13 protein-coding genes are annotated in these 19,246 nt (G+C 65.8%); 9 read left to right on the top strand and 4 right to left on the bottom strand.

Features of this window, described 5'->3' with window-relative positions:
- Positions 1-81: 81 nt before the first annotated feature.
- Both HND55_03540 and HND55_03535 read right to left on the bottom strand, forming a co-directional pair.
- Positions 82-1,881, bottom strand: a complete 1,800-nt coding sequence (locus tag HND55_03540; protein QKK01810.1) for a diguanylate cyclase — start codon at positions 1,879-1,881, stop codon at positions 82-84.
- A gap of 90 nt (positions 1,882-1,971) precedes the next feature.
- Positions 1,972-2,691, bottom strand: a complete 720-nt coding sequence (locus HND55_03535; protein QKK01809.1) for an SOS response-associated peptidase — start codon at positions 2,689-2,691, stop codon at positions 1,972-1,974.
- Positions 2,692-3,020: 329 nt separating this feature from the next.
- Between HND55_03535 and HND55_03530 the strand changes: the two genes are divergently transcribed.
- Genes HND55_03530 through xth form a run of 4 tightly spaced genes read left to right on the top strand, consistent with a single transcriptional unit; the run spans position 3,021 to position 6,734 of the window.
- Positions 3,021-4,181, top strand: a complete 1,161-nt coding sequence (locus HND55_03530) for a sulfotransferase (protein ID QKK01808.1) — start codon at positions 3,021-3,023, stop codon at positions 4,179-4,181.
- Entirely contained in the window at positions 4,178-5,278 is a 1,101-nt protein-coding gene (locus HND55_03525) for a glycosyltransferase (GenBank protein ID QKK01807.1), read from the top strand. The genes HND55_03530 and HND55_03525 overlap by 4 nt, the downstream gene beginning before the upstream one ends.
- Before the next feature lie 19 nt (positions 5,279-5,297).
- Positions 5,298-5,957, top strand: a complete 660-nt coding sequence (locus tag HND55_03520) for a DUF2334 domain-containing protein (GenBank protein QKK03972.1) — start codon at positions 5,298-5,300, stop codon at positions 5,955-5,957.
- A 9-nt stretch (positions 5,958-5,966) separates the two neighbouring features.
- Entirely contained in the window at positions 5,967-6,734 is a 768-nt protein-coding gene (gene xth, locus HND55_03515; GenBank protein QKK01806.1) for an exodeoxyribonuclease III, read from the top strand.
- A 54-nt stretch (positions 6,735-6,788) separates the two neighbouring features.
- Here xth and grxD read toward each other — a convergent pair whose 3' ends face one another.
- On the bottom strand, positions 6,789-7,691 hold the full coding sequence (gene grxD, locus HND55_03510; GenBank protein ID QKK01805.1) for a Grx4 family monothiol glutaredoxin: 903 nt from the start codon (positions 7,689-7,691) through the stop codon (positions 6,789-6,791).
- A gap of 154 nt (positions 7,692-7,845) precedes the next feature.
- Here grxD and gltB point away from each other — a divergent pair, with 154 nt between their 5' ends.
- Entirely contained in the window at positions 7,846-12,294 is a 4,449-nt protein-coding gene (gene gltB, locus HND55_03505; protein ID QKK01804.1) for a glutamate synthase large subunit, read from the top strand.
- On the top strand, positions 12,291-13,736 hold the full coding sequence (locus tag HND55_03500) for an FAD-dependent oxidoreductase (GenBank protein QKK01803.1): 1,446 nt from the start codon (positions 12,291-12,293) through the stop codon (positions 13,734-13,736). Before gltB ends, HND55_03500 begins: the two co-directional genes overlap by 4 nt.
- Positions 13,737-13,907: 171 nt before the next feature.
- Here HND55_03500 and HND55_03495 read toward each other — a convergent pair whose 3' ends face one another.
- On the bottom strand, positions 13,908-15,101 hold the full coding sequence (locus HND55_03495; protein ID QKK01802.1) for a hypothetical protein: 1,194 nt from the start codon (positions 15,099-15,101) through the stop codon (positions 13,908-13,910).
- Between the two features lie 113 nt (positions 15,102-15,214).
- On the opposite strand from HND55_03495, the gene HND55_03490 reads away from it, so the two are divergent.
- The 3 genes from HND55_03490 (at position 15,215) to HND55_03480 (ending at position 19,095) form a co-directional block, all read left to right on the top strand.
- Positions 15,215-16,198, top strand: coding sequence for a serine/threonine protein kinase (locus HND55_03490; protein ID QKK01801.1), 984 nt, complete (start codon positions 15,215-15,217; stop codon positions 16,196-16,198).
- 106 nt (positions 16,199-16,304) lie between these two features.
- On the top strand, positions 16,305-16,805 hold the full coding sequence (locus HND55_03485; protein QKK01800.1) for a hypothetical protein: 501 nt from the start codon (positions 16,305-16,307) through the stop codon (positions 16,803-16,805).
- A gap of 892 nt (positions 16,806-17,697) precedes the next feature.
- Positions 17,698-19,095 carry a TIGR03032 family protein gene (locus HND55_03480; protein ID QKK03971.1) on the top strand — a complete coding sequence of 466 codons (1,398 nt, stop codon included), beginning with the start codon at positions 17,698-17,700 and terminating at the stop codon, positions 19,093-19,095.
- Positions 19,096-19,246: the final 151 nt, after the last annotated feature.

Here is a 19,246-nt window from a genome sequence, read left to right as displayed (position 1 = left end):
GTCGGCTAGTCGGTACAACGGCTTTCCCCTTGATAAAGGTCAATATCTTAGCAAGATACTGTGAGCGATGCCTGAGCGCGCCTAAGGCGCTGAAGCCGTCTCCTCCTGACTGATCACGTAGCGATCACGACCGCCCCGCTTGGCCTGGTAGAGGGCCCGGTCGGCGCGCTGGCGCAGACGGGTCAGGTCGTCACCCGGCTGTGAACGGGCGACTCCGAAACTCAGCGTCACCGGCGGGTCACCAGCGCGTCGTCTTGCCGGGTCGTCAAGCTGGAAACGCCGGATGGACTCGACCACGCGTTCGGTCGACACGTCCGCAAGCAGCACGGCAAACTCCTCGCCACCGATCCGTCCGATCAGCGCCTCATCGCCAAAGGCCTCGCGCAGCCGGCGCGCCGTCTGCCCCAGCACATCGTCCCCCACCAGATGACCAAAGCGGTCGTTGATGGCCTTGAAGTGATCGATGTCGGCAACCACCAGGCAAACCGTGCCGCCTTCAGCCCGCGCGCGCGCCAGGTGCTGACCGGCCTGATCGAGAAACCAGGCCTGGTTGGCCAGCCCACTGAGCTGATCGTGGCGCGACAAGTGCTGGAAGTGCCGCCGGCTGCGAACCGCGTTGAACAGCAGAATGCCCAGCAAGACGGCCACGAAGGCCGACAGCACCAGCACGACCGTGCGAAACTGGCGCTGCTGACGCGCGCTAATGGCCTCGAGCCGGGCGACGCGAGCGCCTTCCTCGAGCAAATCGATCTGCTGCTCTTTCAGGCGCGTGTCGAATGCGATCTCGAGGTAGGCCAGCTGCATCGCGCGATCGCGATCGAGAAACCTCTCGCGCACGTCCATGTGCTGTTTGTAGAAGCCCAGGGCGCGACCGGGCTTCCCCCGACCCTCAGCCAGCCGGGCGCGCAGCAGCTCCAGTCGGGACAGCTGATCCCACAACTCGGCATCGCGGAAGTACGCCGCCAGGTCGGCCAGCTCACTGTCTGCGTCCTCATCCAGCAGATCGAGGTCATAGCGCGTTTCGGCCAGCACCAGGCGCGCCTCGTGCTCACCCAGCGGGAAAACGGATTCTGTGAGCGCCGTGATTGCATCGAGCGCCAGCTGGCGCGCTTCCTCGAGTCGCCCGTCACGTCGCAGCAGGTCCGCCAGGCCGTGCTCAACGACGCCGGCAAACAGCCTGTTACCGATATCGCTGCATACGCGAATGGCCTGGCGGTACTCGGCTTCGGCACGCTCGATCTGCCCGGCCCACTTGTAGACCGGGGCAACCCGCTGCCTGGCAATGCACTCGTCGTTGGCATCGCCGTGGGCCAGGGCTTGTTCGATAGCCTGTTGGCCGTATTCGATCGCCCGCTGGTGCTCACCGACCTTGCCGAACATGTAGCTGGCCATGTTGAACGTGGCGATGCTGGCCGTGGGCTCATCGACGTCACTTTCGATCGACAGCGCCTCAAGCAGGTAGTCGAAGGCAACCTCATAGTCGCGCAGCAGGACAGCGACATTGGCCCCGAACTGAAGGGCGCGCAGGCGCCGGCCCGCATCCAGCGGCTTTGCGAGCAGCATACCAACCCGCTCAAGCGCCTCCCTTGATCGGTCGGCCAGCGTCAGGTGGCGGGCCTCAAGCAAATGAAAATCGAACAGCTCAGGCAAATCGAAGGTCTCGACATGCGGCTTGAGCTCGTCGAGCATCGCCTGCGCTTCCTGCCAGCTCTTGGTGTAGCTGACCTCGCGGGCTTGATCGAGAATGGCGCGCAGCCGGGCCGGATCCGGGCGTTCATCGGCAGCGTCAACAGCTGCGGCTCCCGCAGCCAGAAACAACAGCGCCAGGGCAACAGACCAGCCTGTCCGCCACTGACGCACCCAGATGATGCAATCACGCATCGGGCCCCTGCCTGTTGCTGCCTGCACGCTGACGTCGCGGTTACGGTTTTCCGGGAATACTACAGGACTGCACCGAAACTGGCCAGAAACTCAGGCTCGGCACACCGGCCTCAGATCGTCACCCTGGTAACCGGGGTTGTTGACCCGGCGGGTCACTGGCTCGGCTGTCAGTGCACCGTCTGCTGGCGGACGAACGACCGATTCGGCCGCAGTCTCATCGCCTGATAACCAGGTTGACCACTGATCCGCGTCTAGCACGACCGGGGCACGATGATGGCCGATCTTCGTCAGCAACCGGTTGGGCCCAGTGGTGACCAGCGTAAATGACTCGCGCGACTCGCCGCGGGCGCTCGGCGAACGCTCCCACAATCCGGCCAGGATGAGCAGCGGCGCGCTGGCCGGCATGACCCGCCAGGGCTGCTTGGGTTGCGTGCGCTGGTCCCACTCGTAGAACCAGGAAAACGGCACCAGACAGCGCCGGGCGCGCCGCCACGCATTGCGGAAACTCGGTTTCTTCGCCACCGTTTGCGAGAAGGGCTGATCCGGCTCGGAGCGGCAGTTGGCGGTCGAGAATTTCGGCAGGTCGCCTTTCAGCCAGGGCGGGATCAGCGGCCAGATCATCGTCCGGATTTCGCGCCCGCTGTCGCCATCGAGCACCACGGGAAGCCGGGTCCAGTGAATCTCACCGCCGCGCCGGCTCGAAGGCGCAACGTTGTAGGCCGACATGCCGCCCGATGGCGGTTCACCCGGAATGTCAAGATAGCGGTAAACCGTCTGCCAGGAATAATCAAGACCGCCTCGGCCGCACATCAGCCTGCTCGGGCAGCGAGCCTGCACCTCATGATACACAACTCGAAGACCGGACCGACCCGCAGTTGCCCGCCGGCGCCCGGGATCGGCGCAGCGTCATCGACCAACACCGACTCGGCGACCCATCCGTGGCCAAGCGGTCGCAACCGATCGGTCTCGATCAGGTCAACGTCAGCGCCGTCGCCGGTCGCCAGGGAAAAACCGCAGACCATACCAGCGATGAGCGGCACTGAGTGCGCAAACAGGAACGAGCGATAATGCACGGCACAGGCAGCCACGAATGATGACAGGCATTCTACAGCCACCTCGTGGGACAATGGCAACCACTCATGTGGCGACTGTTCTTTCAATCCCAGTGGCGGCTGCTGCGGCTGACCGCGCGTGCGCTGTGGCCGCCGGCCAACGGCATTGCACGCCGGTCCCTGCAACGCGGCCTGGTCGTGCTGTTGCTGCTGCCGCTGATGTGGCTGTTCGCGCTTTACCACTGGCTGGGTCTGGCGCTCGACGAGCTGCTGTTTCGCGGCTATCGACGCGTTTGTGTGCGCCAGCCACTGTTCGTGCTCGGCGTCCCGCGCAGCGGCACCACCTTTGTGCACGGTGTACTCGCCCGCCAGCCCGGTGTGACCACCTTTGCAACCTGGGAATGCTATTTCGGCCTGTCTGTAACCTGGCGCAGGCTGTGGCGACTTGTCGCTCGCCTGGACCGTCGGGTGGGTCGGCCGCTGGGACGATTGGTCGATCGGGCCGTCAGCGCCGGGACGCGCGGATTCGAAGACACCCACCCCGTACGCCTCGACCAGCCCGAAGAGGATTTCTACGGTCTGCTGCCCACGCTGACCTGCTTTGCGCTGATCGTGCTGTTTCCCGACAGCCCCGATCTGTGGCGCATGACCCGCCTCGACGACGACCGCGACGAACGCTTCCGGACCCGTCAGCTCGACTATTATCACCGGCTGATCCAGCGCCACCTCCACGTCCATGGCCCAGAACTCGCCTTTCTGTCCAAGAACGCCTCGTTTGCCGGCTGGACGGCGAGCCTGTCGGAGCGCTTTCCGGACGCGCGCTTTATCGTCTGCCTGCGCGAACCGGCCGACGCCCTGTCGTCCCAGCTGAGCACGCTGGCCGGTCCCATGCGCAGTCTGGCCAGCGACGCTCGCCCCGAGTACTTCGCCGAAATCATGACCGAGACCTTCCATTACTACTATCGACACCTGCTCGATCAGGCCGATCGCCTGCCGGCTGACCGCATCGTGCTGCTGGCCACGCAGCGCATCCGCAACCAGCTGGCGAGCACCATCAGTGATGCGCTGGAACAGCTCGGCCTGAAGGTCGATCCGGCATTTCGCGCCTGCCTGGCCAGGCTCGACGAGCAATCATGTCGACACGCATCGCCCCACCGGCACCGCCTGGCCGATGCCGGTCTGGACCGGACCGCGATCAGCGGGCGCTTCGCCGACATCCACGCCCGCTTCGATTTCGGGGAGCCATGAGCCGCACTGCCGAACAGCCGCTGCGCGTGTTGATCTGCTGCGATGCCGCCGTGGCGCGCAACGGCGTTGGCTCTTACTACGGTGACCTGGTCGAGCAGCTCCACGGAGCGCATGTGCACTTCGAGCTGATCACTCCGGGTCGCGGTCCCAGGGCGCTGGCCAGCATGGCCCTGCCGGGCGACCACACCCAGCGCATCACGCTGCCGTCACCGCGCGGTGTGCGCCTGGCCTTCGATCGGCTGGCCCCTGCAGTGGTCATCGTCGCCACGCCCGGGCCCTACGGCATTCTCGGTGCGCGCCTGGCAGGACGTCGGGGCGTGCCACTGCTCTACGGCTTCCATACCCACTTCGAGCAGCTCAGCACCATGTACTGGCACCGGCTCATGAGAACCGCGGCACTCGGTTACCTCAAGGCCGTCAACCGCTGGTTGTTCCGGCGCGCCAGCCGTGTGCTGGTGCACTCCCCCGGCATGGTTGAAGTCGCCGAAGAACTTGGGGCACGTCGGGTCATCGTGGCTGCGACGCTCCTGCCAAGCCACTTCGACCGTCCCACGATACCGGCAACCGGTGCGCTCAAGCGGCTTCTGTTCGTCGGCCGACTGGCTGCCGAGAAGCGCATAGACCGGCTGATTGATGCGGCGCGCCATCGTCCCGGCCTGCAGTTCAGCATTGCCGGTCGCGGGCCGCTCGAAGACAAGGTCGCGGCCGCGGCCCGGCAGCTACCCAATCTTGAGGCGCTCGGCTGGGTCGAACGCCGGCGCATTCCCGAGCTGCTGGCGGCCCATGACGCCCTGGTCCTGCCGTCTGATGTCGAGTCGTTCGGCACCGTGGCGCTTGAGGCCATCGCCAGCGCGCGGCTGGCGATTGTCTCGACCCACTGCGGCATCGGCCAGTGGCCTGTGCTCGAGGAAGCGCTGCATGCCTTCGACCCGGATCGTCCCGACGGCCTGGTCGAGGCCCTGGACGCGCTCGCGGCCCTGCCGGCCCATGAGCGCAGTCGTCGTGCCGCCGCCGGCGCCGGGGCTGTCGCTCGTTTGCGCGCCGATGGCCAGCAATGGTGGCTGGACCTGCTCGACCAGGTAGCGCGCGGTGATTGACCTGTCCATCCACGATGTCATGCCCGAAACGCTCGACAGGGTTGACCAACAGCTGGCATTGATCAACCGCTACGCGACCCACCCCGTAACCCTGCTGGTGGTGCCCGGCAAACCCTGGCGCGCAGGCGATCTTGACCGCCTGCGCGACTGGATCCGGCGCGGACACAGGTTGGCCGGACACGGCTGGACCCATCGCGCCGGCTCAATCCGCGGTCTGCGCCACCGCCTGCACAGCCGCCTGATATCACGCGATTGCGCCGAACACCTGGCGCTGTCTGGCCGGCAGATTCAGGCCCTGATGCGGCGCTGTCGCGGCTGGTTCGCGACAAACAAGCTGCCACTGCCTGAACGCTACGTGCCCCCGGCATGGGCACTCGGCCGGATCGATGGACCGGCACTGCGGGCGACCGGATTTGAACTGGTCGAAACCCTCACCGGCTTCATCGACCTGTCCACCGGCCGATATCATCGTGCCGCGCTGGTCGGCTTCGAAGCCGTGGATCGCTGGCAGCTGCCGGCGATCCGCGTGAGCAATGCCATCAACCGGCTGCTGGCGCGACGCTGGCCGCTGCGCATCGCGCTGCACCCCGACGATCACCGGCTGGGGCTGGCCGATGACCTGCTACGCGAGCTGGCGCAAGTGGCCCGGCACGACATCTGGACGATGCCGATCCGGTAAACTCGGCGCATGAAAATCGCAAGCTGGAACGTCAACTCGCTCAAGGTCCGACTGCCGCAGGTGCAGGACTGGCTGACTCATCACCAGCCCGACGCGCTCGGCCTGCAGGAAACCAAGCTGACCGACGAGAACTTTCCGGCCGAGGCCTTCTCCGAGGTCGGTTATCACGCCATCTTCAGTGGTCAGCCGACCTACAACGGTGTTGCACTGATCAGCCGCAGCGAACCGCTCGATATCGTGCGCGGTATTCCGGACTTTGGCGACGATCAGAAGCGTGTTATCGCCGCAACCGTCGACGGGGTACGCATCATCAACCTGTACGTGGTCAACGGCAAGGCTGTCGGCAGCGACAAATTTGAATACAAGCTGCGCTGGCTGACGGCGGTGCGCGCCTGGATCACCGGGGAACTTTCGCACCATCAACGGCTGGTAATCATGGGTGATTTCAATATCGCCCCGGATGATCGAGACGTGCACGATCCCGCAGCCTGGCACGAGAAAATCCTGTGCTCGACGTCCGAACGCGAAGCACTGCAGTCCATGCTGGAACTCGGGCTGCACGACACCTTCCGCTTGTTCGACCAGCCCGATGGCGTCTATTCCTGGTGGGACTATCGCGCCGCCGCCTTCCGCCGCGGCATGGGCCTGCGCATCGACCTGATCCTGTGCAGCGAGGGCCTCAGGCAGGCCTGCACCACCAGCTGGGTCGACAAGGAGCCGCGCAAGCACGAGCGGCCGTCCGACCATGCCCCCGTCGTAGCGGAGTTTGCGCTGTAAGCGTTTGTCCCGGAGCGTCCGGAACGCCGCCAGTTCCAGGCACCCGCCCCGGCGTCAGCCCAGCAACGCCCTGACCCCGCCTTCGAGGTTATAGACCTGGGTGTAGCCCTGCTTGCGATAGTGCTCGGCATACTGCTGGCTGGTTTCGCCGACCTTGCAGACAAACACCAGCGGCAGATTGCGGTCGGCGCTGCCAAGCTCGGCCATCAGGTCAGCATCCAGCGGCCGGGCCAGGTCCAGCGGCCGGTCCCTGCGATCGCTCTCGTTGCGGGTATCGATGACCAGCAGTCGCTCTCCGGCATTGAGGCGCGTTTGCAGCTCATCCGGTTTCATCGATCGGACCGGCGCCGGCGCAGACGGCAGGTCAAGCTTGAGCCCCTCACCGTCCAGGGTCTCGACCCAGTCAATCATCGCCCCGCGTGCCCGCTGGGCGGACGCCAGATCCATCAGCACGGTGATGCCATTGGCCTCGGTTTCGATCTCGTGACCCTGCTTCGGTCCGACCTGGAACTGCGCCTCCCAGCCGGCATCGACGGCGAAATGCAGGTGATTGCCGGGATAGGCATCGAGAAACTCGCGGATCTTCTCGGCTGCGGCATCGGTGATCCCGATGTCGGGCGGCGTGCGATCGGGCTTTTCCAGACCGAACAGCTCGTGCAACTCGCCGTTGTTGTACATCTCGATGACGATATCGCAGCCGCCGACCAGCTCGCCCTCGACATAGAGCTGAGGAATGGTGGGCCAGCTGCCGTAGGCCTTGATGCCTTCACGAATCGACTCGTCCTCGAGCACGTTGAAGCTGGCGTAGTCGCCGTCGAGCAGCTCGTCCAGAATGCCGGCTGTACGGGCCGAGAACCCGCATTGCGGCATCTTCGGGCTGCCCTTCATGTAGAGCACCACCTTGTGAGAGGCGATTTGGGTTTCGATCTGTTCGCGAACGGCGGGCTCAAGACTCATCGTGGACAACACTCGTGATTGAAAGGACCGTCTGTTGTATTTGGGGTGAGCGCGGCCACAATCAACCGCCCGCCGGGCCGATCCTTGCCGCGGCGCCTGCAAGCTGCGGTATGCTTGGCCATACGCTCACGTATCCTACCGATCCGACCTCGCCTTGAAACAGCTGCATCACCCTGATTTCGAGAAAGATTCCTGCGGTTTCGGGCTGATTGCCCGGCTCGACGGCCAGGCCGATCACGACACCGTCGCCGATGCCATCCAGGCGCTGGTGCGCCTGACCCACCGTGGCGCGGTAGCGCCCGACGGCAAGACTGGTGACGGCTGCGGCCTGCTGCTCAATCTGCCGCAGGCGTTTCTGCGCCATGTCGCCGGTGAGGCCGGGCTGTGCCTGGCCGAAACGTTTGGCGTCGGCATGGTGTTTCTGTCGACCGAAACGGCCCGGGCGCAGCGGCAGCGTGACCTGATCGAGCAGCATCTCGCCGCCCGGGCTTTGCCCGTGGCCGGCTGGCGACGCGTGCCGGTCGACCCCCAGGCCCTCGGTGCCACGGCGCGCGCCACCCTGCCGGTCATCGAGCAGCTGTTTGTCAACGCACCAGACGAGGTCGAGCCGGCGGAGTTCGACCGTCGGCTGTTCGTGGCCCGGCGCCGCTGCGAGCAGGCGATGGACGAGGCGGGTTGTTACATCGCCAGCCTGTCGGCACGCACCATCGCCTACAAGGGCATGGTCATGCCCGAGTCTCTGGCAATGCTCTACCCGGACCTGGCCGACGGACGGCTCCGGTCGACCGCGGCCGTGTTTCACCAGCGCTTCTCGACCAACACCCTCCCTCGCTGGGAACTGGCTCAGCCGTTTCGGCTGCTGGCCCACAACGGCGAGATCAACACCATCCGCGGCAACCGGAACTGGACCCGGGCCCGGCGCAGGCTGCTGGCCTCGCCGGTGCTCGCGGAACTGGAGAACCTCGACCCGCCAGTCAGCCTGCACGGCTCGGACTCCTGTTCGCTCGACAACATGCTCGAACTGCTCGTCGCCGGCGGCATGCCGCTGCCGCAGGCAGTGCGCATCTGCATTCCCCCCGCCTGGCAGACTGCCGACAACCTCGACGCCGATCTGCGTGCCTTCCACGAGTTTTTCAGCTTCCACCAGGAGGGCTGGGACGGCCCCGCCGGCCTGGTGCTCAATGACGGCCGCTTCGTGGTCTGCGCGCTCGACCGCAACGGCCTGCGGCCGGCGCGCTGGACGCTGACCGACGAGCGGCGCCTGATCGTCGCATCGGAAACCGGCGTCGTCGATGTCGACCATGCCCGGGTGACGGCGCGTGGCCGGCTCGGCCCGGGCCAGATCCTGGTGGCCGACTTAGACAGGAACCGGCTGCTCGACACGCGTGCGGTCGACGATGTGCTCAAGCAACTGCACCCCTGGCAGGATTGGCTCAAGGCGGGCGTGAAGTACCTCGACTCCGAGCTGGTCGATGCGCATATGGCGGCCGAACCCTTTGACAGCGACACCCTGGCGACTTACCAGAAGATGTTCAACCTGTCGCGCGAGGAGCGGCGCGAAGTGATCCAGGTACTGGCCGAAACCCAGTCCGAGGCCATCGGCTCGATGGGTGACGACACGCCCATGCCAGTGCTGTCGACTCGCCTGCGCTCCCTCTACGACAACTTCCGCCAGCAGTTTGCGCAGGTCACCAACCCGCCCATCGACAGCTTGCGCGAGCATATCGTGATGTCGCTGGAAACCGGCATCGGTCGCAAGGGCAACGTGTTCACGCCGTCTCCGGCGCTGGCCGACCGCGTGGTGCTCAACTCGCCCGTTCTGTCGCAACGCAAACTCAGGCAACTGATCAACACGCCGCAGTTCGGGCTGCCTTCGGAATTCCTCGATCTCAATGTGCCGGTCGACGAACCCTGGCCGGAGGCCCTGGCGCGGCTTTGCCGTCAGGCCGAGCAGGCCGTGCGCGAAGGAAAGCTGATCGTGCTGATCTCGGATCGCTATCTCAAACGCGATCACCTGCCGCTGCATGCGCTGCTGGCAACCGGCGCGATACACCATCACCTGCTCGAAACCGGTCAGCGCCCGCTGTGCAACCTGATTGTCGAGACCGGCACGGCGCGCGACCCGCACCACTTTGCCTGCCTGATCGGTTTCGGCGCCACGGCCGTCTACCCGTATCTCGTCTATCAGACCCTGCATGCCATGGCCACGGCCGGGGAGATCGACAATCCACACGATGAAGCAATGCAGCTCGGTCGCGCCTTCCGCCGCGGCATTCGCAAGGGACTGTTCAAGATCATGTCCAAAATGGGCATCTCGACGATTTCCAGCTACCGCGGCGCCCAGCTGTTCGAGATCGTCGGCCTGGCCGACGAGGTCGTCGAGCGCTGCTTTCCGGGCGCGATCAGCCGCATCCAGGGTGCCACGCTCGCCGATCTGCGGCACGATCAGCGCATGCTGGCGCGCTGGGCCTGGGATCTGAATGTGCCGATCGAGCACGGCGGCCTGTACCGTCATGTCGAGGGCGGCGAGTATCACGCCTGGAACCCGGACGTGGTCACGGCGCTGCACCGCGCCGTACAGCACGCCGACAGCGAGGCCTGGCGCGAATTCAGTCGCCTGGTCAACGAGCGCGAACCGACCACCTTGCGCGACCTGCTGGCGCTGTGCTCCGACCATGCACCGATTGCGATCGACCGGGTTGAGCCGATCGAGGCCATCCTGCCGCGCTTCGATTCGGCCGGCATGAGCCTGGGCGCATTGTCGCCCGAAGCGCACGAGGCACTGGCGGTGGCGATGAACCGCCTGGGCGGCCGATCGAACTCCGGCGAAGGCGGCGAGGATCCGGCCCGCTACGGCACAGAGAAATCCTCAAAGATCAAACAGGTTGCCTCGGGTCGATTCGGCGTCACGGCGCACTACCTGGTCAACGCCGAGGTCATCCAGATCAAGATCGCCCAGGGCGCCAAGCCCGGCGAAGGCGGCCAGCTGCCCGGTCACAAGGTCAATCCGCTGATCGCGCGACTGCGTCATGCCCGGCCCGGCGTGGGGCTGATCTCGCCGCCACCGCATCACGACATCTACTCGATCGAGGACCTCGCCCAGCTGATTTTCGATCTCAAGCAGGTCAACCCCGAAGCGCTGGTCTCGGTCAAGCTGGTTGCCGAGCCGGGCATCGGCACGATTGCTGCGGGCGTGGTCAAGGCCTACGCCGATCTGATCACGGTGTCCGGCTACGACGGCGGCACCGGGGCCAGCCCGCTGACCTCGGTCAAGTATGCCGGCGCACCGTGGGAGCTCGGCGTTGCCGAGGTGCGCCAGGTGCTGATGGCCAACCAGCTTAGAGGTCAGGTGCGAATCCAGGCGGACGGCGGGCTGAAGACGGGACTGGACGTGGTCAAGGCCGCCATACTCGGCGCCGAGAGTTTCGGCTTCGGTACCGCGCCGATGATCGCAATCGGGTGCAAGTATCTGCGCATCTGTCACCTCAATAACTGCGCCACCGGCGTTGCGACCCAGAACGAGACGCTGCGCAGGCACCATTTCATCGGCCTGCCCGAGATGGTGATGAACTATTTCCGCTTTGTGGCCGAAGACGTGCGTGCCCTGCTGGCACGGCTGGGTGTGCAGCGACTCGATGCCATCATCGGCCGCACCGAGTTCCTTGAGCGCATCGACGGGTTGACCGGGCGGCAGCAGCAGCTCGATCTGGCAGGGCTGCTCGACAATACCGGCCTCCCGCACGACGCGCAGCGCTTCTGCATGGTCGATCGCAATCCGCCGCACGACCAGGCGCGCCTGGCCGCTCGCATCGAGCGCGACACGGCCGAAGCCGTGGCCGACGGTACCGGCGGGCGATTCAGCTATACCATTCGCAACTCGGATCGCTCGGTCGGCGCCCGCCTGTCCGGGGCGATCGCCCGGCGCTGGCGCGACCAGCCCCCGGGGGATCGGGCGCTACGGCTCGACTTCGGGGGTACGGCCGGGCAGAGCTTCGGGGCGTTCAACGCCGCCGGGCTGGAGTTGACGCTGACCGGAGACGCCAATGACTACGTCGGCAAGGGCATGGCCGGTGGGCGCATCGTGCTGCGCCCACCCGAGGATATTGGCTACAGCGCCGCCGAAGCCCCGATTGCCGGCAACACCTGCCTGTACGGCGCAACCGGCGGTGAGCTGTTCGCCCACGGCAGCGTCGGCGAGCGGTTCGCGGTTCGCAACTCCGGCGCGATCGCCGTCGTCGAGGGCACCGGTGACCACTGCTGCGAGTACATGACCGGCGGAGTCGTCGTCGTGCTGGGACGAACCGGTATCAATTTCGGCGCCGGCATGACTGGCGGATTCGCCTATGTCCTCGACGCCGATCGCGGGTTTGTCGACCGCTACAACCACGAACTGATCGACATTCTGCATATCGCGCCCGACAGCATGGAAAACCACGTCCATCACTTGCGTGGCCTGATCATGCGCCATCACGAACTGACCGGCAGCGAGCTGGCCGCACAGGTACTCGACGACTTCCGTCGTCTGCTGCCGAAGTTCTGGCTGGTCAAGCCGAAGGCCGCCGAACTCCAAGGACTGATCGCCTCGCTGAAGAACGCGGCATGAAGACACCCGGTCATCTGCACTTTCTGGAAAGCCCGCGCAGGAATCCCCCGGCGACATCAATTCCGATTCGGGTGCGCGGCTGGAGCGAAATCTACGGCCAGTTCGACGCCGACAGCGCGGCCGACCAGTCGGCACGCTGCATCAATTGCGGCAATCCTTACTGCGAGTGGAAATGCCCGGTCCACAACTATATTCCCGACTGGCTCCGGCTGGTGCGCCAGGGGCGGCTGTTCGAGGCCGCGGAGCTGTGCCATCAGACCAATGCGCTGCCGGAGATGTGCGGACGCATCTGCCCGCAGGACCGGCTGTGCGAGGGTGCGTGCACGCTCAACGACGGGCTCGGTGCCGTGACCATCGGTTCGGTCGAAAAATACATCACCGACGAAGCGGTGCGCCAGGGCTGGCGGCCGGACCTGTCGAAAGTCAAGCCGACCGGCAAGCGCGTGGCCATCGTCGGCGCCGGACCGGCCGGGCTGGGCTGTGCCGACCGGCTCGCGCGAACCGGCGTGAATGCCCACGTGTTCGACCGATACCCGCGCATTGGTGGTCTGCTGACCTACGGCATTCCACCGTTCAAGCTTGAAAAGCAGGTCGTCGAAACGCGGCGCGAGATCATGGAGGGCATGGGCATCCGCTTTCATCTCGGCGTCGAGATCGGTCGCGATCGCACGCTCGACGATCTCCTGGCTGACCATGACGCGGTTTTTGTCGGCCTCGGGGCGTACAAGTACGTCTCCGGCAATCTTCCCGGTGAGCGGCTCGACGGCGTGATCGAGTCGCTACCCTACCTGATCGGCAATATCACCCGGGTGCTGGGCGAGCCGATGGCCGGGTTCGACTTTGTCAGTCTCGAAGGCAAGCGGGTCGTCGTGCTCGGTGGCGGCGACACCGCCATGGACTGTGTGCGCACCGCCATACGCCAGGGCGCCTATTCGGTCACCTGCGCCTACCGCCGCGACGAGGCCAGCATGCCCGGCAGCCGACGAGAGGTCAGCAACGCCAAGGAGGAAGGCGTCGAGTTCCTGTTCAACCGGCAGCCGATCGAGATTCTCGGCGAGGACACCGTGGAGGGTGTCCGGCTGGTCGAAACCCGTCTTGGCAAGGCCGGTGCAGACGGACGGCGCCGGCCCGAAGCCGTGCCGGGCAGCGAGCACAGACTTCCGGCCGACGCGGTGGTGATCGCCTTCGGCTTTCGGCCCGACCCGCCGGCGTGGCTGCGCGAGGCCGGCGTCCAAACCTGCGCCGACGGCCGCCTGCTCGTCGGCGGGGACGGGCAGCTCCCCTATCAGACGGCGCACCCCAGGATCTTTGCCGGCGGCGATATGGTGCGCGGCGCTGACCTGGTGGTTACCGCCATCTACGACGGTCGTGAAGCCGCCAACAGTGTGCTGATGCAGCTCGGGATTCGAGACGACAAGTCATCGCTGACCGCTTGCCTCTAGCAATGATACTCGTTATCATTCGTATTGTCGGGCTGTCACCGCTCATGCAAGAAGGGCGGTCCGGCACGGCACTGTTTATCCTGCGCCCCGGACGCTCCGCTTGCCTGACTCTCCTCCTCCAGTCCGGGGCGCAGCTTTTTGCGTCCTGGCCCGGCAGCCCGGGTCAGCCCGCTATCCCCCGCCCTCGCCGCTTTTGTCATTGTCCCCCGATTCGTCCCGATCGCGCCCGAGCACCGGATCGTCGGCCTGGTCTCCCGGCGCCTCGACCGGAACCGGCCGATCCTCCCACAGCTCCGGATCCTCGTCCTCATCGAGGTAGCGCTGCAGCCTGCGCTGGCGCGAACGCTCGTTCTCGAACTGGACTTCCAGGGTGAGCGTGAAGCGCCAGTCGGCCCGCCTGTGACCGGTTTCGAAATCCTTCGGCCAGGCATGTTCGGGCTGCAGCTCGTAGAACAACCAGCGGCGCAGGAACTGTCGCCGAATGCGCAGCGCAACGAAATACTCCTCGGTCTGGAACGAGGGCCGGGTGTAGCCGAATGCACCGATCTCGGCGCGCACGGCGGTGCGATGATCGAGCTGCTGAAAGGCCACTGCCGAGCTGCGCCAGTCCACGCCCTGCGATGCTTCCGAAAACGTGCCCTGCCCGGTCCAGCGCACCAGCCGGTCGCGGTCGGGCAACCACTCCCAGTCCAGGCGCGTGGTCGTGCCGAATCCGTCCTCGCGCTCCCAGAACCCGACCTGAGTGAAGCGTGACAGTGTCCGGTCACTCAGCCCGCGAACATACCGATAGCGGCCGCGGACGCGCGGGTTGAGGCCGGAACTGCTCAGCCGTACCGTGCCATCGACATCAAAGCGGCTGCGCGCCTTGTCGCTGGCAATGAAGCGAAGCCCGAGGCGGGTGCGGTCATCGTCCCGGTCAAAGGCCGCTGAATCGGAAAACTCGCCGCTGAGGTCCTCGTCGCGCGCAACCAGCAGCCGTACGCGCTCGGACAGGCGCGGCAGAATCACGTTGGCGCGAACCTGGAGGCGATAGCCCAGACCGCCATCTTCGTCCCAGCGCGCCAGGTTGCGCAGGCGAAAGAAGGTACCGACCGGGTTTTCTTCCAGCGAGCGCGGGTCACCGAAGAAACCGTCGAACCAGGCTGCCGGCTCGCACAGCCGCCGGTTCAGATAGGAATGCGACCGGTCCAGCCAGCTCTCGGGCCGTCCCTGAAGATCACGGCACGATCTGGCCATCAGCTCCTGCTGCACGCGCTCGCGCGAGCGCGCCTGTTCGTCCTCATCGCGCGCCTCGCCCGATGCCAGCGCCGAACCGGAGACGATCAGCAGGACCGACACCGCAGCCCATCCGACGTTGCACTTCATGACACAATCACCGCAATAATCCCAAAAGCCGTTCTGGCGCACCCGATCACCGCCAGTGACTCGCATCATACGCAACCGGGCCGCTGCGGAAAACATACCCGACACAAACTGACATGAAGACACCTTACGCAAATCTCGGCCCCGATGTGGTACTGGCCGCGATCGAGTCGATCGGGTACCGCACCGACGGCGGCCTGCTGGCGCTCAACAGCTTTGAAAACCGGGTCTGGCAGGTTGGCCTGGACACGGCCGAACCGATCATTGCCAAATTCTATCGGCCCGGGCGCTGGAGCAATGCCGCAATCGGCGAAGAGCACGAGTTCGCCGCGCAACTGGCCTCAGCCGATCTGTCAGTGGTCGCACCCCTGGTGATCGACGGCCAGACGCTGCATGAACACGCCGGTTACCGCTTTGCGCTGTTCCCGCGGCAAGGCGGGCATGCGCCCGAGCCGGCCCACGAGCCGACGCTGCGCACACTCGGCCGCGCGCTGGGCCGCATGCACGCAGTCGGGGCGAGCGCCCGTTTCGCACACCGCCCGACGATCAGTATCGAGCGACTTGGCCGCAATTCGATGACCGAGCTGCTCGAGGGCGACTGGATTCCCGCCCATCTGACCACCGCTTTCTCCAGTCTGGCCGAACACCTTCTCGAAGCGGTAGAGGCCGCCTGGGCGCGCGCCGGCACCCTGACCTTCATTCGCCTGCACGGCGACTGTCATCCGGGCAACATTCTGTGGCGCGATGACCAGGCGCACTTCGTCGATCTCGACGACTGCCTGAGTGGCCCAGCCATTCAGGATCTCTGGATGCTGATCTCGGGCAGTCGCGCTGAACGGGAACGACAACTCGACTGGCTGATCGGAGCCTACCGCATGTTCTACGACTTCGACCCGCGCGAGCTGCAGCTGGTCGAGGCCCTGCGGACGCTGCGCATGCTGCACTACCAGGCCTGGCTGGCACGGCGCTGGGTAGACCCGGCCTTTCCGGCCGCCTTTCCCTGGTTTGGCGAATCACGGCACTGGGAACAGGTCATCGGGCAACTGCGCGATCAGCTCGGCGAACTGTCCGAGCCGCCGCTGAACCTTGACGCTGGCTGAGCGAGATGGTCATGTTGCGCCGTCCGTCCCGTTATGATGGTGTGGGCCGTTCAGCGCGCCGGGCCGGCGCCGGGGGCCGCAATCCGGACATGGACACAGTCACGCCATGAGCGCATCGTTTACCTATCACGCAGGCTGGGGCGAACTGGATTCGGCGGCCAGCGAGGAGATCATCGGCTTCTGGCTACTCCAGCAGGCTCTGCCCAGCGAACAGGCCGCGCGCCGGCGCGTGGCGCAGGTCGTCACCTACGCACGCAGCGCCCAGGGCAAGATCGCGGCAGTCAGTACGGCATTGCCACAGATTCCGGCGCAGCTCGCTCAGCCGGTCTATTTCTATCGCAGTTTCGTGGCGCCGGAATGGCGCAAGTCACTGGTCGTGTTTCGACTGCTCAAGCACTCGGTCAAGCTGCTTGAAAACGATGCCCGGGAGCACGACTGGCCGTGTATCGGCGTGCTGTTGGAACTGGAGAACCCGCGCTTCCTGGACAAGGGCCGGATGCCGATCTGGCCAGGCATCGACTTCACCTACATCGGCAAAAGCCCGCGCAACCTGGAATGTCGCGTCCACTGGTTCCGGGATGCCCGACTGAAGCCGTTTTCACCATGAACCAATCCAACCACGAGCAGAGCAATCGCCCATGAAGCTGGACGCCTCTTTCATCCGCCTGCCGCATCGCTTCGATCCCGACGCGGCACTTGAACAGATCGATCAGCTCGGCGCAGAGGCCTGGCGCGCACACCCGCGCGGCTGGGCCGATCACCGCATGGTGCCGCTGGTCACGGTCGACGGCGAGGACGACGCCACCCGGATGATCGGCACGATGAAGCCCACCGCGCAACTCGACGCACTGCCGGCCATCACGCACCTGCTAGGCGCACTCGATACGGTCGTCGGCCGAACCCTGCTGGTGCGTGCCGAAAGCGGGGCCAAGGCAGAACGCATGGTCGATGCCGGGGCCTACTGGCACCGGCGCGTCCGGGTGTTCATGCCGCTGGCCAGCACGGCGCGGGCCGTGTGGACCTGTGCCGAAGACCAGACCCCGATTCCGGCCGGCCAGGCCTGGCTGGTCAACGGCTGGGGCGGGTACGGATACGACAATGGCGCTGACGAAGCGTTGATCTACGTGGTGGTCGACACGATCGGCTCGGCTTCGTTCTGGAACACCGTGCGCAGCGCAGACCGTCCGCTCGAGCCGGAGCGGGCGGATCAGCTCTCGCCCCGCCAGATCAGCCTGCGCGAGCAGCCGCGGACCTTCGATACCGAAACGGTGCGCGGCCGCCGCATCATGCCGCCGGCCGAGATGGAAAACCTGGTCGGCACCGTCATGGCGGATCTGCGCAGCAGCGTGCCGGCCGACGCCCCGCACCTGCCCAAGCTGGAGTCGGTGCTTGACCAGTTCATCCGCCAGTGGCAGGCGATCGATGCCCGGCACGGCGAGGACAGCCAGGGCGATCCCGCCTATCGCCAGGCACTCGAGCAGCTGGTCGCCCAGGCTGCCATGTTTGCCGGAGCCTGGCGTTTGCCCAACGGCCTCGATGCCGCCCAGCTGCTCTACCAGACCATTGTCGCCGACGCCCTCAAGGACAAGGACGGCAATCCGGTGGTGATCAAACCACCGGGCACGCGCCCGCCTGCGCCGGCCCCTCAGGCAGCTCCGGCATCAGCCGCCCGACCCGGGCAACCACAGCGCACGCCAACCACCACAGAGGCATCACCGCAACCAGCGGCTCGGCCTGGCGCACCGCAGCGCGCACCCGCCCGACCTCCGGCGAATGCGGCGGCCGGCGGCGGCACGTCTTCGGGCACGGCTCAGGACCCCGAGCATTCGCCGCTGCGCAGCGTGCACACCGGCAGTTTTCCGCAGCTTCTCAAGCAGATCGCCAGCTCGGTGCTGGTCAGCACCTATCAAGCCGGCAAGCTGGTCGTGCTGCGCGAAGCCGAGGGCAAACTCAATACCCATTTCCGCGTCTACAACCGGCCGATGGGCCTGGCCGCGGATCGCAGCCGACTGGCTATCGGCACCGCCCTGGCCGTCGAGTACTACCGCAACATGCCCCTGGTGGCCGCGCGACTGGAGCCGGCCGGGCGCCACGATGGCGCATTCCTGCCGCGCCAGCTGCACGTGACCGGCAATATCGATGTTCACGAGATGGCCTGGGCGGGCGATGAGCTGTGGCTGGTCAACACGCGTTTCTCGTGCCTGTGCACGCTTGACGGCGAGCACAGCTTCGTGCCGCGCTGGCGACCATCGTTCATCTCCGGCTACGCCGCCGAAGACCGCTGCCACCTCAACGGCCTGGAAGTCATCGACGGCAAGCCGCGTTACGTAACCGCGCTGGGGACCTCCGACGTTGCCGGCGGCTGGCGTGAGAACAAAGCCAGCGGCGGCGTGCTGATCGACGTCGACAGCGGCGAGATGATCTGCCGCGGTCTGTCCATGCCGCACTCGCCGCGCTGGTACCAGGACCGGCTGTGGGTGCTGGAATCGGGCAACGGCTCGCTGGCCACCGTCGACCTCGACACCGGGCGAGTCGAGACGGTTGCCGAGCTACCGGGTTTTACCCGCGGCCTGACCTTCTACGGCCCCTACGCGCTGGTCGGCCTGTCACAGGTGCGTGAGTCGGCGGTGTTTTCGGGCATCTCACTGACCGAGCGGGTCAGCGAGCGCAATTGCGGCGTATGGATTGTCGACATCCGCAGCGGCCAGGTAGCCGGGTTTCTGCGATTCGAGGACGCGGTTCAGGAAGTGTTTGCCGTCTCCATCCTGCCCGGACTGCGTTTCCCCGACGTGCTGGCCGCAACCGACCAGGCCGTCGGCATCAGCTATGCGCTGCCCGACGAGGCGCTCAAGGAGGTCGTCCAGCCCCCGGCCCGGAATCCGCACAGCGGCGGCTAGTGGTCCTTCAACCTGATAATTTAGGGTTCAGTTGGTCTGTCAGCGTTCAGGGCAAGGCGCGGCTCGCAGTGAATGGCCATAGCCCTTTACAAGAGCCGGAACGCAGCCATGGACGCTGACAGGCCAACCCTTCGGGCGCTCCTGTAGCGCT

Source organism: Pseudomonadota bacterium (assembly GCA_013285445.1).
Classification (GTDB): domain Bacteria; phylum Pseudomonadota; class Gammaproteobacteria; order Xanthomonadales; family Wenzhouxiangellaceae; genus Wenzhouxiangella.
Note: the sequence above shows the minus strand (reverse complement) of the source record. Positions and strands in the feature narration are given on the sequence as shown.